The organism is Candidatus Deferrimicrobiaceae bacterium (assembly GCA_035256765.1).
Taxonomy (GTDB): Bacteria; Desulfobacterota; Deferrimicrobia; order Deferrimicrobiales; family Deferrimicrobiaceae; genus CSP1-8.
Genome location: DATEXR010000213.1, coordinates 1 through 14,325, shown reverse-complemented (window position 1 = coordinate 14,325; position 14,325 = coordinate 1). Strand labels below are relative to the sequence as shown.

The 14,325-nt window shown below is 65.3% G+C and carries 14 protein-coding genes; 9 read left to right on the top strand and 5 right to left on the bottom strand.

Annotation, left to right across the window (positions count from 1 at the left end; genetic code table 11):
• Nucleotides 1-242 precede the first annotated feature (242 nt).
• Complete coding sequence (locus tag VJ307_07170) at nucleotides 243-563, top strand: hypothetical protein (GenBank protein HJX73920.1); 321 nt, start codon at nucleotides 243-245, stop codon at nucleotides 561-563.
• A gap of 80 nt (nucleotides 564-643) precedes the next feature.
• On the opposite strand, the gene hemG is transcribed toward VJ307_07170, so the two are convergent.
• The 5 genes from hemG to VJ307_07145 all read right to left on the bottom strand — a co-directional run bounded on the left by hemG (nucleotide 644) and on the right by VJ307_07145 (nucleotide 6,761).
• Nucleotides 644-2,041: a protoporphyrinogen oxidase gene (hemG, locus tag VJ307_07165; GenBank protein HJX73919.1), complete on the bottom strand. Its 1,398-nt coding sequence runs from the start codon at nucleotides 2,039-2,041 to the stop codon at nucleotides 644-646.
• Nucleotides 2,042-2,060: 19 nt separating this feature from the next.
• The gene (gene hemH, locus VJ307_07160) at nucleotides 2,061-3,035 is read right to left on the bottom strand and encodes a ferrochelatase (GenBank protein HJX73918.1); all 975 of its coding nucleotides are present in this window, start codon (nucleotides 3,033-3,035) and stop codon (nucleotides 2,061-2,063) included.
• 23 nt (nucleotides 3,036-3,058) lie between these two features.
• Nucleotides 3,059-4,093, bottom strand: a complete 1,035-nt coding sequence (gene hemE / locus VJ307_07155) for a uroporphyrinogen decarboxylase (GenBank protein ID HJX73917.1) — start codon at nucleotides 4,091-4,093, stop codon at nucleotides 3,059-3,061.
• A 176-nt stretch (nucleotides 4,094-4,269) separates the two neighbouring features.
• Entirely contained in the window at nucleotides 4,270-5,385 is a 1,116-nt protein-coding gene (locus VJ307_07150) for a radical SAM protein (GenBank protein ID HJX73916.1), read from the bottom strand.
• Between the two features lie 128 nt (nucleotides 5,386-5,513).
• A complete protein-coding gene (locus tag VJ307_07145) occupies nucleotides 5,514-6,761 on the bottom strand; it encodes a M48 family metalloprotease (protein ID HJX73915.1) in 1,248 nt (415 codons plus the stop codon).
• Between the two features lie 151 nt (nucleotides 6,762-6,912).
• Here VJ307_07145 and corA point away from each other — a divergent pair, with 151 nt between their 5' ends.
• The 8 genes from corA to VJ307_07105 all read left to right on the top strand — a co-directional run.
• Complete coding sequence (corA, locus tag VJ307_07140; protein HJX73914.1) at nucleotides 6,913-7,992, top strand: magnesium/cobalt transporter CorA; 1,080 nt, start codon at nucleotides 6,913-6,915, stop codon at nucleotides 7,990-7,992.
• A gap of 49 nt (nucleotides 7,993-8,041) precedes the next feature.
• The gene (locus VJ307_07135) at nucleotides 8,042-8,422 is read left to right on the top strand and encodes a cupin domain-containing protein (protein ID HJX73913.1); all 381 of its coding nucleotides are present in this window, start codon (nucleotides 8,042-8,044) and stop codon (nucleotides 8,420-8,422) included.
• A 104-nt stretch (nucleotides 8,423-8,526) separates the two neighbouring features.
• Complete coding sequence (locus tag VJ307_07130) at nucleotides 8,527-9,123, top strand: TetR/AcrR family transcriptional regulator (protein ID HJX73912.1); 597 nt, start codon at nucleotides 8,527-8,529, stop codon at nucleotides 9,121-9,123.
• Between the two features lie 178 nt (nucleotides 9,124-9,301).
• The gene (locus VJ307_07125) at nucleotides 9,302-10,327 is read left to right on the top strand and encodes an efflux RND transporter periplasmic adaptor subunit (protein HJX73911.1); all 1,026 of its coding nucleotides are present in this window, start codon (nucleotides 9,302-9,304) and stop codon (nucleotides 10,325-10,327) included.
• The gene (locus VJ307_07120) at nucleotides 10,308-11,240 is read left to right on the top strand and encodes an ABC transporter ATP-binding protein (protein ID HJX73910.1); all 933 of its coding nucleotides are present in this window, start codon (nucleotides 10,308-10,310) and stop codon (nucleotides 11,238-11,240) included. The genes VJ307_07125 and VJ307_07120 overlap by 20 nt, the downstream gene beginning before the upstream one ends.
• Entirely contained in the window at nucleotides 11,237-12,211 is a 975-nt protein-coding gene (locus tag VJ307_07115) for an ABC transporter ATP-binding protein (protein HJX73909.1), read from the top strand. The genes VJ307_07120 and VJ307_07115 overlap by 4 nt, the downstream gene beginning before the upstream one ends.
• Nucleotides 12,208-13,341 carry an ABC transporter permease gene (locus VJ307_07110; GenBank protein HJX73908.1) on the top strand — a complete coding sequence of 378 codons (1,134 nt, stop codon included), beginning with the start codon at nucleotides 12,208-12,210 and terminating at the stop codon, nucleotides 13,339-13,341. The genes VJ307_07115 and VJ307_07110 overlap by 4 nt, the downstream gene beginning before the upstream one ends.
• 8 nt (nucleotides 13,342-13,349) lie before the next feature.
• Nucleotides 13,350-14,325, top strand: a 976-nt coding sequence (locus VJ307_07105) for an ABC transporter permease (GenBank protein HJX73907.1), incomplete at its 3' end; no start/stop codon positions are given.

The following is a 14,325-nucleotide window of genomic DNA, read 5'->3' as shown; positions in this document are numbered from 1 at the left end:
GGTCGAGACGCTCCTGGAGCCTGCCGTAGACCCCGTGTCCGTTGCGGACGTGGCCCATCGGATCTCCTCCTTGCCCACCAAAGCTTCCCCCGCCAAAGGGGAGCATGCCGGATGTTCGGGTCGTGGGAGCTATCTTAGGATACCGGGATCGGTCCGCGCCGTCCACGCTGTCCCCGATCTCCGCCTTCCGGCACACATCCGGGACCCGGGAACCCGCGTGAGTCGGGATTCATCGTACGTTCATGGCACACTATCTGGTCACCGCGGTCCCGATGGCTGGACGGATGGAGGAGCTCGGAAATCTTCTCCGGGAGAACGCCTTCGCGAGGCTTCGCCCCTTCGGCGGGGCGATCACCCTCTCTTTGCGCAACGCCCGCCTGCGCGAAGACGGCGCCGCCGTCTGGGAGGAGGAGGACTACTGCATCCCCCCGCTGGCCCAGGAACGGTCGGCAGTCCTGGATGCCTTCTTCGGACACCTTGCGACGGAGCCGGTCCGGAAAGGGGAAGGGTGGAAGCGGATCACCTCTCTGGCCCCCCTTTTTCCGGATCTCGCGGACCGATAGCGGGATCGCCGGTCCGGGATTCCGGATACCAACAGAACAGGCGGGGAGGTTTATACCTTCCGCAATGGATGGCGGGCCGATCAGAGATCCCGCGCGATCCGTTCGGCGGTGAGACGGGACTGCAGGACGCAGTCGTTCAGGGCGATCCCCCGGTAGGCGTTGCTGTTGAGATAGATCCCGGGATGGGCGGCGAGCCGCTCCTCGATCCGCTCGAGCACCTTCCCGTGGCCGACGAGGTACTGGGGGATTCCTCTCTCGTGGAAGAAGGAGCGGGAGAGGACCGGTTTGGCCGTCACCCCCATCGTCGCTGACAGTTCGGAGCGAACGAGGCGGAACATCTCGTCGGGCGGCAGGGCCGCAAGTTCCGGGCGGCGCACGCCCCCCACCATCGCCCGGATCAGGGCTTTTCCTTCCGGGGCCCGGTTCGGGAAGACGCTCGAATCCCACAGCGCGCCCAGGATCTTCCTCCTCTCCCCGCGGGGAATGAGGAAGCCGAAGCCGTCGAGGGGGTTGCCGAGCGCCGCCTTGTCGTACCCGAGCGCCACCACCGAGATCGGCGAGTACGGGATGGCGGCAAGAGCCTCGCGCAACGAGGGGTCCAGTCCCTCGAGCAACCCGGCGGCCCCGTAGGCGGGCGTGGCCAGTACGGCGACATCCGTGTCGATCTCTCCACGCCGCCCCCCCTCCTCGAGCGAGAGGAGGATCTTCCCCTCGCGGCGGGTGACCCGGTTGATCTTCACGCCCAGATGGAGGCCGTCGGAAAGCCTGCCGGCCAGGATGTCGGTAAGCGCCTGGACGCCGTGGTCGAACGACATCAGGACCCCTCCCGGCCCCGCGGACATCTCCCGTTTTTCTCCGGCCTTCTTGCGCTCCCGCCGGAGCGCGATCATCCCCTTCACGAGCCCGCCGTACTTGCGCTCGAGATCGTGGATCAGGGGGAAGCAGCTTTCGAGCGACATCCGGTCCGGGTCGCCCGCGTAGATCCCCGTGACCATCGGGTCGATGAGTTTTTCCAGCGCCTCGGGCCCGAGCCGGCGGCGCGCGAAGTCCCCGAGCGATTCGTCCACCCCCTCGGGCGGCCCCGGGGCGAAGAGTTCCCCGAGGATGCGGACCCTCCCGCGAAGGGAGAGCAGCCGGGAGCGGAAGAACGCCTGCGGAGTTTCGGGAAGCCGGTGCAGCATCCCCCCCGAAAAGATGAACCGCTTCCTGGCGAGATCCGACGACCGGGAGAGCCGGTCCTCGGCGCCCAGTTCCCTCACGAGGTCGAGGGAATACGGCTTGTTGGTGAGGAATCCGTTCGGGCCCCACTCCATGTGGAAGCCGTCCTCGCGGATGGTGCGCATCTTCCCGCCGGGCACTTTCTCGGCCTCGAACAGGAGGATCTCGACCGACCTCCCGGCAGCGGAAAACTCCCGGACGAGGGAATGGGCCGTGCACATGCCCGAGATCCCCGCTCCGACGATAACGATGCGTTTCACGCCTCCCTCTTTTCCCTGGTCACTGCCCGGAGGCCGATAATGCGATGTCCCGGAGGGCCCGGATGAACGCCGGCGAGTCGTTGAGCGCCGGCACCCGGAAAAACGTGGGGATCCCGGCTTCCCCGGCCGTTTTCTTGAGACGGATGTCCAGTTCGTGGAGCGTCTCGATATGGTCCGAGACAAAGGACACCGGGACGACCACGAGCCTTTGGATTCCTTCCCGCCCGAGGCGCAAGACTTCTTCCACGGTGTCCGGTTTCAACCACTCCACCCTCCCCAGGCGGCTCTGGTAGGAGATCGAGTGCGGAACTCCCGGGAACCGTTCCATCACCGCGGAGACCGTCCGTTCCACCTCCGTCCGGTACGGGTCGCCCGAGTCGATGAACGATTTCGGGACCCCGTGGGCGCTGAAGAGGAGGTGCGTCTTCCCGGGGCTTTCCCCCGCAAGCGTGTCCTCGATCTTTTCGCAGAGGGCGGCGATGTACCCCGGGTGATCGGGCCACGACTTGACCTCCGTCAGCGGGAAGCCGGCCCCGGCCCACCGCATCCACCTGCGCAGATCGGAGAGGCTCGATCCCGTGGTGGCCGAGCAATATTGCGGGTAGAGGGGAAGGGCGATCCCCCGTTGGACGCCGTCCTCCTTCATCTCGAGGACCGCGTGTTTGGTCAGGGGGTACCAGTACCGCATCCCCACATAGACGCGGAAGTTCCCCCCCGTTTCCGCCAGCATCTCCTCGAGCGCGGCGCGCTGCCTCCCGGTCAGTTCCGCGATCGGGGAGCCCCCGCCGATCTCCTCGTAATAGTGCCGGACTTTCCGGGCGCGCAGCCCGGAGACGATCCAGGCGAACAGCGGCTGCGTGAGGGGCGCAAGGGGAAGGCGGATCAACTCCCGGTCGGAGAAGAGCCGGGCCAGGAACGGACGGATGGCGGAGAGCGTGTCCGGCCCGCCCATGTTGAGCAGGACGATCCCCGTGAGCGGGGCGGCAGCGGGCATGGACGAACCCTCCGGCGGACCCTTCACCCCTTCCTTCCGAGCCGGTGGACCGCTTCCACCATGGCGACCGCGTGCTCGGGGTTGGTCGGCGGAAGGATGCCGTGTCCCAGGTTGAAGATGTGGGAGGCGGCGGACTGCCCGCGGTGGAGAACGTCGCGCACGCACTCCTCGATCTGCTCCGGCGGGAGGAAGAGCATCGTCGGGTCCATGTTTCCCTGGAGAGCGACGTTTCCCCCCACCGCCTCCGCGGCCTGGTCGAGCGGGATCCTCCAGTCGACCGCGATGACGTCGACCGGGAGGGTCCGGATGGCGGGAAGGAGGGTCGCGCAGTCGTTGGCATAGTGGATGACCGGAACGCCGTCGCGCCGCAGCGATTCCACCACCTCGCGGGTGTATGGCAGCGCGTACTTCTCGTAGTCCCCGGGCGTCAGGATCCCCGCCCAGGTGTCGAAGACCTGGACCGCCTGCGCGCCGGCCTCGATCTGGGCGTTGAGGTAGGCGACGACCGTCTGGGCGATCTTCCCCATGAGCGAGCGGAAAACGTCCGGGGCCTGGTACATGAGGGTCTTGAGCTTGATGAAGTTCCGGGAGGTGCCTCCCTCCACGATGTAGGAGGCGAGGGTGAACGGGAGGCCGGAAAAACCGATGAGCGGGACTTTCCCCTCGAACGCCTTCCGGAGGATCCGGATCGCCTCCATCACGAAGGGCACCTTGTCGGCCGGGTCGGGGACGACGAGGGTGTCGACATCGGCCTGCCCCTTGATCTGCTTCCCCAGAATCGGCCCTTTTCCGTCATGGAAATCGAGGGGGACCCCCATCATCTCCACGGGGATGAGGATGTCGGAGAAGAGGATCGCCGCGTCCACGCCGAGCCGTTCGACCGGTTGGATCGTCACTTCCGCTGCCAGCTCCGGCGTCTTGCACATCGTGAGGAACGAGTTCTTCCCCCGGATCTTCTGGTACTCCGGAAGGTACCTCCCCGCCTGCCGCATGATCCAGACGGGAGTCACGTCGACCGGCTCGCGCCGGCACGCTCTCAGGAATCGGTACTCTGCCATATCCACCTCACCGTATGCGGACGTTCTTAAACTTTTCAACCGGGGGCGTATGGGGACGTTCTTAAACTTTTTAATGCGCGGAAGGGTTTCTTCTGAAGCAGAAGACGCCCGGCATTCCCATGCCCAATGAAAGGCTCCGCATTAAAAAGTTTAAGAACGTCCCCGGGTTGAAAAGTTTAAGAACGTCCCCGGTTTGACTTACCCGCTTCGACCGCCGCTTCCAGCCGGCGTTTCGTGCGGATGGGGACGTAGTCGCAGAACGGCTCCTCCTCGAGATAATCCCCCAGGACGGCGTCGGCCCGGGCGCGGCAACCGCCGCAGACGTTCAGATATTCGCATTCGCCGCAGCGACCCTTGTACTTCTCGAAGGCCCGGAGCGATTCGAACAGTTCGGAGTGATACCAGATCTCCTTGAAATGCTGCATCTTCACGTTCCCCGCGACCACGGGGAAGTAGGAGCACGGCTGAACGTTCCCCTTCGAGTCGATGAAGGCGATCGTCTGCGCGCAGATGCACCCCTTCCCTCCGCCCGTGGAGAAGGAGAGCGTCCTCGGCTGGATCTTGATCCCCTCCTCCTTGGCCTTCTGCATCCGGACCCGGTAGTAGTGGGGGGCGCAGGTGGGCCGCACGAGCATGTCCGTCTCGTTCTTCTCCATCTGGTAGTGCCACTCGAGGATCTCCTCGTAATCCTCCTTGCGGATCAGTTCGTCCATGATCTCCTGCCCCCGGCCCGTGGGGACGATCATGAACATGTACCAGGCGTGGGCACCGATCCTCTTGGCGAGCCGGTACGTCTCCGCGATGTCGTGCTGGTTCCGCTTGGCGAAGGAGGAGTTGACGATAAACTTGATTCCGTTGCGGTGGAACGTCTCGGCGGCGCGCAGGGTGGCCTCGAAGGCGCCCGGCTGCTTGCGGAAGTCGTCGTGCACGGCCGCCGTGGAGCCGTCGAGGGACAGGGAGACGATCTTGATCCCGCTCTCCTTCATCTTTTCGCAGATGTCGTCTGTCACCAGCGTCCCGTTCGTGGCGATGCACATCCGAAGTCCCTTGTCGGTCCCGTATTTCGCGATCTCGAAGAGGTCCGCGCGCAGCAGCGGCTCCCCCCCGGAGAGGACCAGCACGGGGCTGCAGAAGGAGGTGATGTCGTCGATCAACTTCTTGGCCTCCTCCGTCGTGAAATCGGTGTCGTGCGAGAACATGGAGGAGGACGCCCGGCAGTGGATGCAGTTCAGGTTGCACCGCCCGGTCACCTCCCAGGCGATCCATTTCGGAATGAATTCTTCCTTGGTCACGCGGGTTCCTTTCTCGCGGTCTGCGGCGAAGAAAAAAGGCCTGCCCGGGAATCCTTAACCTTTTCATTATAAACGATGGGGGGGGCCGCAGGACACCGAATTCCCGAGTCCGGGGGGATGATGGGACCCTACTTCGCCATTTCGGCGTACTTCCGCGCGTTCTCCCCGTCCCCGATCGCCTCGTACGATTTCGACAGCATGGCCGCCCCCTGCTTGGTCGGGAGGAGGTCCATGCTCCGGGACAGTTCCGGGATCGCCTGGCGGTGTTCGTTTTTCTGGTAGTGAAGCGCTCCGAGCAGGAGGTGGGGCTCGAAGAACTCGCTGTCCAGGCGCACCGCTCTCCGCAGAGCGGTCTCCGCGGCGGCGTACTCCTTCCGGATCAGGTGCACGCGACCGATCGACGCGGGAAACGGCGCCTGGCCCGGCTCCCGGGCGGCCGCCGCCTCGTATTTGGCGAGCGCCTCCCCGTACCGTTTCTCCTTCAGCATCTTGTCTCCCTCGTCGGCCAGGTCGTACGCCTTCTGGACTTCCCGGAGACGCGCGGTCTTCTGGAGGAAGATCGTCTCGTTGAAGGTGTAGTTCGGGATTCTCACCGTGTTCGGATACCGGTCTGCAACGCGGGCCCGGGCGTTGTCCAGCCTCTCCTTGGAGAACGGGTGGGTGCGGAAGAGGCCCTCCACGAACATCGGGTTTTTCCCCCTTTCCAGCTCCGAGTAGAAATACTCCTGGAGCTTGACGGCCCCTTCCGGGTTGTACCCCGCCTTGACCATGTAGTCGATCCCCAGCCAGTCGGCCTCGCGCTCCTGCTCCCGCGAGAAGCCGTTGTTGATGAGCGACGCGGTGATCCCGGAGAGCTCCATCACGCCGGCCTTTCCGCCCGCCGCGACGGAGATTCCGGTAAGCAGGACGTTGGCCGCCAGCGCCCGCTGGTACCCCGCCATGGAATGCCGGGCGGTGACGTGCCCGGTCTCGTGCCCGAGCACCGCCGCCAGCTCCGCCTCGCTTTTCAGCCCCACGAGCAGGCCCCGGTTGATGACGATGAATCCCCCGGGCAGCGCGAAGGCGTTCGGGACGGAGGAGTTCAGGACCCGATACCGATAGGAGAGGGCGGGGCGGTGCGAGGCCCTGGCCAGCCGCATCCCGACGCCCTGGACGTACTCCTCGAGGGCGTTGTCCCGGTAGAACCCTCCCTGCTGCTGCACGGCAGGCCCGTAGGCCTGCGCCCCGAGAGCGACCTCCTCCTCGGGCGAGAAGGAGACGAGAGCGAGCTCGGAACGCCCGGTGACGGGGTTGACGGCGCAGGCGTACACCGCGAGGGCCAGCGCGGCGAACGCGGCCAGGGAAAGGGCGATGCCCCGCAGCGGTCGATGGTCCATCCCGCACCTCCTGATCCGGAAACAGCTTGATCGTCGAGTTTATTTTTCATTATTCCACGGGCGCGTCCCGCGCGGCAACCGGGGCAGGGGGCGTTGGCCGATTCCGGCGCCTCTGATATAAAAGAAAGAGATCACGCGGAGGACGGGGCCGATGGGTCGGAAGAGGTCGAGGAAACGGATCAAGCGGTGGCATCCGCCCGGGACGCTGCCGGGGACGTTGGTGGCCCACGTCGAGGCGGGGGCGGAGCCGCCGCAGATCCACATGTTCTCGTACGGTCCGGACCGTTGCGAGGAGCGGGTCCTGCGCCCGGAAGAGATCCCCTCCCTTGTCGTACCGGAGAACGGCGTCCTCTGGCTCGACATCTGGGGGCTTTCCGATCCCGGGGTCGTGAAGGCGGTCGGCGACCGGTTCGGTTTCCACCCTCTTGCCCTGGAGGATGTCCTGAACATCCCCCAGCGCCCCAAGGTGGACCGGTACGAAAACCACTTGCTCGTCATCCTGCGCGAGGTCTCGTATCCGGTGGAAACGGAACAGGTGAGTCTGTTCCTCTCCGACCGCCTCGTGGTGACGTTCCAGGAGCGGCCGGGGGATCCCTTCGATCCGATCCGCGACCGGCTGCGGAAAGGGTCGGGCAGGATCCGCTCCCTGGGGGCGGACTACCTTCTCTACTCCTTGTGCGACGCCGTCGTCGACTCCATCTTTCCGACGCTCGAGAAACTGGGGGAAGAGGTGGAGACCCTGGAGGAGACGGTGATCGGCACGCCCACCCGAGAGACGTTGCGGGAGATCCGCGGGGTGAAGAAGCAGCTGCTCGAGATCCGCCGCGCCATCTGGCCCGCCCGCGACGCCATGAGCGAGCTGTTGCGCGAGGACTCCCCCCTGATCCGGCCCGAAACCCGCGTGTTCCTGCGGGACTGCTACGATCACACGATCCAGGTGATGGACATGGTGGAGACGTACCGGGAGATGGCGGCAAGCCTGGTCGACGAGTACATCTCCTCGGTGTCGAACCGGATGAACGAGATCATGAAAGTGCTCACCATCATGGCGACGATCTTCATTCCCCTCACCTTCATTGCCGGGGTGTACGGGATGAATTTCGACAGAGAGGCATCCCCGTTCAACATGCCGGAGCTCGGCTGGCGGTACGGATACCCGTTCATCCTCCTGGTGATGGCGGCGACGGCGGGGGGATTGGTCTGGTACTTCCGGAAGAAGAAGTGGTTTTGACGGGAACCCTGCGGAAAGGGAAGGATCCCCCGGGAAGGAGGAGGAGACGATGACCGCGCCCGTGTTCGTTCATCTGAAGGAGAAGGTGTCGTTCGACCCGGCCCGGTTTGCCCCGAAGCCCCTGTTCGAGAGTTCGGAAATGAAGGTCATCCAGGCGGCATTCCGGGCAGGCCAGTTCATCCCCGTTCACAAGCCCGATGTCCATGTGGTCCTCTACATCGTGTCCGGGGAGGGGGAGGTCGTGGCGGGGGAGACGCGCCGCCACGTGAGGGAGGGGGACCTGGTCGTCGTCCCGCGCAAGGTGGCCCGCGGCGTGAAGGCGAAGACCGACATGGTCGTCCTCCACGTCGTCTCCCCGCCGCCCACGGAGGCCGACCACGGCGACATGGCGGCGAGGATCGCCCGGGGGGACTTCGAACTGCCGGCGTGAAGGCCGGTTCGGCCAGGCACCGAAGGGGATGGTTCGGGGGGGCTTGACAGCCCCCTTTTTTCGGGCCCATAATGTGAACATATATTCACAATAGGATGAGGGTGGTGGCGAAGAAACAGAGCAGGGAGGTCCGAAGGGAGCAGATCGCGGAAGCCGCGCTCGAGCTTCTGGCGCGCCAGGGGATCAGGCGGCTGAGCGTGGGGGCGGTCGCCCGACGGATCGGGGTCGTCCCCTCCGCGGTCTACCGGCATTTCCGGGGGAAGGAGGAGATCCTCTCCGCCGCGGTCGGCCGGATGGGGGACCGGCTCCTGGAAAACGTCCTCAGGGCGGGCTCCGCGGAGGAGGACGCGGTGGAACGACTCCGGAAGATCCTCGGGTTCCATGTCGAGACGATCCGGCAGGGGTATGCGGGCCCCAGGATCCTTTTCGCGGAAGGAATTTCCGGCGGCGGGGCGCACCACCGCGAAGAGGTCTACCACGTGATCCGCCGCTACCTGGACCGGGTTGCGGAGGTCATTCGGCAGGGACAGCGGCGGGGGGACATTCGCGAGGATATCGACCCGGCGGCGGCGGCGGTCCATTTCATCGGGCTGATCCAGCCGGCGGCGACGCTCTGGTATTTCAGCGACGGGAAGTTCGACGTCACTCGCCACGCCAAGAAATCGTTCGCGCTGTTCGCAAAATCGATCCGGACGGGGTGAATACTCTTTCCTTTTAAAGTGAACATATATTCACATAATATCCGACAGGAGGGAAAAGGAGGAGAAGCGGGAATCGGTTTTTCGGAAGGAGTTGCCGGAGGGAGGATGCGGGGCCGATTGCGAATCGCCCGCGGCTGGATAAATATAAATTGAGAAAGATCGATATGGGAGGGCGAAGATGAACCGGCGAAAAGCGATGTGGGCGGGGGTGATCGTTCTAATCGCTGTCGCGGGGACAATGGCGTACTTCCGTTTTCGGGGGGGAGAGGCCGAAGGAGCGGTCCGGGTCTCGGGAAACATCGAGGTGACCGACGTGGACGTGAGCTTCCGGATTCCCGGCCGCGTGCAGGAGAGGCTGGTGGGCGAGGGGATGATGGTCACCCGGGGCCAGCTCGTCGCCCGCCTGGACATCGAGGACCTGGAAGGGGAGGTGCGGCTCAAGGAAGCCGAGCGCCGGGCGGCGGAGGCTGCTCTCCGGGATCTCCTCGCAGGCTCCCGGCCCCAGGAAATCGGGGCGGCCCGCGCGACGGTGGCCCGTGCGGATGCCGAGGCGGTCCGCCTCGTGCGCGATGACGAGCGCGCCGCGGCCCTGTATTCCCGGGGAGTGATCGCGGCCCGCGAATACGAAGCGGCGAAAGCCGCGAGCGAGGTGGCCCGGGCAAGGGTCAAGGAAGCGAGGGAGGCCCTGCTCCTTGTGGAGGAGGGACCGAGAAAAGAAACGATCGAACTGGCCCGGGCCCGGCTGGAGCAGGCGGGGGAGGCCCTTAAGCTCGCGAAGGTGCGCCTCGGCTACGGGTCGGTCACCGCGCCGCTCTCCGGCGTCGTTCTGTCCGAAAATGTCGAGGCCGGGGACTACGTCGCCCCGGGGACCCCGGTGGTTACGGTGGGCGATCTGTCCAATGTCTGGCTCCGGGCGTACATCGAGGAGACCGACCTGGGACGGGTCAAGGTAGGGCAGCCCGTAACGGTCACCACCGACACCTATCCGGGGAAGAAGTACACCGGGCGCGTCTCCTTCATCGCCCCCCAGGCCGAGTTCACGCCGAAGAGCGTCCAGACGCAGAAAGAGAGGGTGAAGCTCGTCTACCGGATCAAGGTCGACATCCCCAACCCGGCGATGGAGCTCAAGCCCGGCATGCCGGCGGATGCGGTCATCCGGACGGAGGAGGCGGGGGAGGTGCGTGTTGGACGCGATTCGGACTGAGGGTCTTACCCGGAAGTTCCACGACACCGTCGCTGTGGACCGCCTCACCTTGACGGTGGGCGAAGGGGAGATCTTCGGCCTGGTGGGGCCGGACGGCGCGGGGAAGACGACGGTGATGCGCCTCCTCACCGGGATCCTCGACCCCACGGCAGGCGAGGCGTGGGTGATGGGCCATTCGATCGACAAAGAGGCCGGGAAGATCCACGAGGAGATCGGGTACATGAGCCAGCGGTTCGGGCTCTACGCCGATCTCTCCGTGATGGAAAATATCGCCTTCTATGCCGACCTGTACGGCGTTCCCCGCAGGGGGCGGCGGGAGAGGGTCGAGGAACTGCTGGCCTTCAGCAACCTGACCCCTTTCCAGCGGCGCCTGGCGGGGCACCTCTCCGGCGGGATGAAACAGAAACTGGGGCTTGCCTGCGCCCTCGTCCACACTCCGAGGGTGCTCTTCCTCGATGAGCCGACCAACGGCGTCGACCCCGTCTCCCGGAGGGACTTCTGGCGAATTCTCTACCGGCTGTTGCGGGAACGGGTCACGATCTTTGTCTCTACGGCCTATCTCGACGAGGCGGAGCGGTTCCAGCGGCTGGCCCTTCTCCACAAGGGGAAATTCCTGGCGTTGGGATCCCCGGAGGAGGTGAAGGGCCTCTACCCCGGCATGATCCTCGAGGTCCGTTGCGAAAAGCCCCGGCATGCGGCGGAAATCCTCCGAAAGGAGATGCCCGGCGAAACGGTGAGCCTGTACGGGGAGCGGTTGCACGTGGGGACGAGGGAGCCCGATCGTGCCGTTCCGGCAATGGAAAAAGCCCTATCAGGAGCCGGGATCCCGTACTCGGCGATCCGGCCGATCGAGCCGGCCCTCGAGGACGTCTTCGTCGCCCTGATCTCCTCCGACGGGGGTTCCGAATCGTGATCCGCACGGCGGAAGAGGTTGCCGTCACCGTGCGCGGCCTCGGGAAGCGGTTCGGCGCGTTCGAGGCGGTCAAGGATTTGCGCTTCGACATAAGGAAAGGGGAGATCTTCGGTTTCCTGGGCCCGAACGGAGCGGGCAAGTCGACGACGATCCGGATGCTGTGCGGCCTTCTTTCCCCGACGGAGGGAGAGGGAAAGGTGGCGGGGTACGATCTGTTGACCGAGCCGGAGGCGATCAAGCAGCACATCGGATACATGTCCCAGCGGTTCTCCCTCTACGAGGACCTGACCGTCGGGGAAAACATCGACTTCTACAGCGGGATCTATCGGATTCCGGCGGACAGGAAGCGGGAGCGGAAGGAGTGGGTCCTCTCGATGGCCGGCCTCGCCGGTCACCGGGACACGAAGACGGCGTTTCTCTCCGGCGGTTGGAAACAGAGGCTTGCCCTGGGGTGCGCAATCCTGCACGAACCTCCGATCCTGTTCCTGGACGAGCCCACCTCCGGGGTCGACCCGATCAGCCGCCGGAACTTCTGGGACCTGATCTACCGACTCTCATCGAAGGGGGTCACGGTCTTTGTGACGACCCACTACATGGAGGAAGCCGAGTACTGCGACCGCCTGGGGCTCATCTACCGGGGCGGCCTGGTGGCGCTGGGAACCCCGGAGGAGTTGAAGAGCCGCCTGATGAAGGAGGAGGTGGTGGAGATCCGCTGCGACCGGCCGCAGGATGCGATCGGAATGCTCGAAGGAGTCCCGGGGGTGCGGGGGGCGGCCCTCTTCGGGAGGGAGATCCACGCGGTGGTCGCCCGGGGGGAGGAGTCGACGACCCTTCTCCGGTCCTCGCTTACGGCGGGCGGGTTCCCCGTGACCCGGATCGAGCGGATCCCCCCCTCCCTGGAAGACGTCTTCGTCTCCCTCGTCGAGGAGAAGGACCGCGAAACCGGGCCGCTCGCGGAAGTCAGGCGATGAACCTTAGGCGCGTCCGGGCGGTGGCCCGCAAGGAGTTCCTCCACATCCGCCGCGACCCCAGGAGCCTCGGCATGGCGATCGCCATTCCCATGCTGATGCTGATGCTGTTCGGATACGCCCTCACCCTGGACGTGGACAACGTGCCGATCGCGGTCTGGGACCAGAGCGGTTCCCCCGAGAGCCGGGAACTCGTGAGCCGGTTCGACGGATCGAGGTATTTCGCCGTTCGCCTGCGGGCAACCGGCTACGCCGGGATCGAGCGTGCGATCGAGTCGGGGACCGTCCTGGCGGCGGTCGTCGTCCCCCGGGACTTTTCCTCCCTCCTCGCGGGGAGCCGCGCGGCCCCGGTCCAGTTTCTCATCGACGGTTCCGACTCCAACACCGCATCGATCGCCCTCGGGTACGCGGAAGGAGTGGCCCGGGCGTACTCCCGGGATGTCGCGGCCCGGGCGGCACGGATCGGAGGGGAAAGGAACATGCCCGAACCGATCGAGGTGAGGTCCCGCGTCTGGTTCAACGCCGACCGGGAGTCGAAGAACTACATCATCCCGGGGCTCATCGCCGTCATCATGATGGTGATCGCCGCGATGCTGACCTCGCTCACCGTGGCGAAGGAATGGGAACAGGGGACGATGGAGCAGCTCATCTCCACGCCCGTCACCTCCCGGGAGCTCCTCCTGGGGAAGCTCGTCCCGTATTTCGCCCTGGGGATGCTCGACGTCGTCCTTGCGGTGGGAATGGGGGAATTCCTCTTCCACGTTCCGCTGCGCGGCAGCCTGTTTTTGCTTTTCGGGATGGCGGCGGTTTTCCTGGCCGGGGGGCTCTCCCTGGGGATGCTCATCAGCATCGTCACGAGATCCCAGCTGGTGGCGAGCCAGCTCGCGATCGTGCTCACCTTCCTCCCCGCGTTCCTGCTGTCGGGGTTCGTCTACGCCATCGGGAACATGCCGGTGGTCATCCAGGGGTTCACCTACGCCATCCCCGCCCGGTATCTCGTGGTGATCCTCAAGGGGATCTACCTGAAGGGGGTCGGGATCACGGTCCTGTGGATGGATGCCGCGATGCTCGCCGCGTTCGGTGCGGCCGTCCTCGCGCTGGCCGACCGGAAGTTCCGGAAGAAGCGCATGTAGGGGGGACCATGGGGGAGCGGATCCGCCACATGCTCGTCAAGGAATTCCTGCAGCTGTTCCGGGACCCGAAATTGCGCAGGATGGTTCTTCTCATGCCGCTCGTCCAGGTGATGGTCTTCGGCTATGCCGTCACCACGGACGTGCGTCGGGTCCCCACGGCCGTCGTGGACTTCGACGGCAGCGCGTCCTCGCGGGACCTGCTCTCCCGCTTCTCCGCCTCGGGGTATTTCCGGTTCGTATCGCGGACCCGGGACCCCGACGAGGCCTCGCGCCTCCTCGACGAAGGGAAGGCGGGAGCGATCCTGCGGATCGACGAGGGGTTCGCGCAGGACCTCCGGGCGGGAAGGACGGCCGTGCTCCAGGTCATCGTGGACGGGACCGATTCGAACACCGCAGGGATCGTTCTCGACTACTCGGGGAGGATCGCGGGAGAGTACTCCGGGCAGGTCCTCCTTGCCCGCCTGTCCCGCCTCCTAGGGGCGGTACCGCCTCGAAAAGGGATCGAGCTTGTCCCCCGCGCCTGGTTCAACGAGAACCTGGAGAGCCGGAACTTTTACGTTCCCGGGGTGATCGCGCTCATCGTGATGCTCATCACCCTGACTCTCTCGAGCATGGCGGTGGTCCGGGAAAAGGAGGTCGGGACGATCGAGCAGATCCTGGTGTCGCCGATCACCCCCGCCGAGTTCATCCTCGGGAAGACGCTCCCTTTCGCCTTGGTCGGGTATGCGGACGTCCTCATGATCGCAGGGATCGGAGTTTTCTGGTTCGATGTGCCGATCCGGGGCAGCCTTCCCCTGCTCCTTCTCGCCACGACGTTCTACCTCATGACCACGCTCGGGATCGGGCTCTTCATCTCGACGGTCAGCGGCACGCAGCAGCAGGCGATGATGACGGTCTTCTTCTTCTATTTCCCCGCGGTCCTCCTGTCCGGATTCATGTTCCCCATCGCGAACATGCCGGTCCTCGTGCAATACCTGACCTACG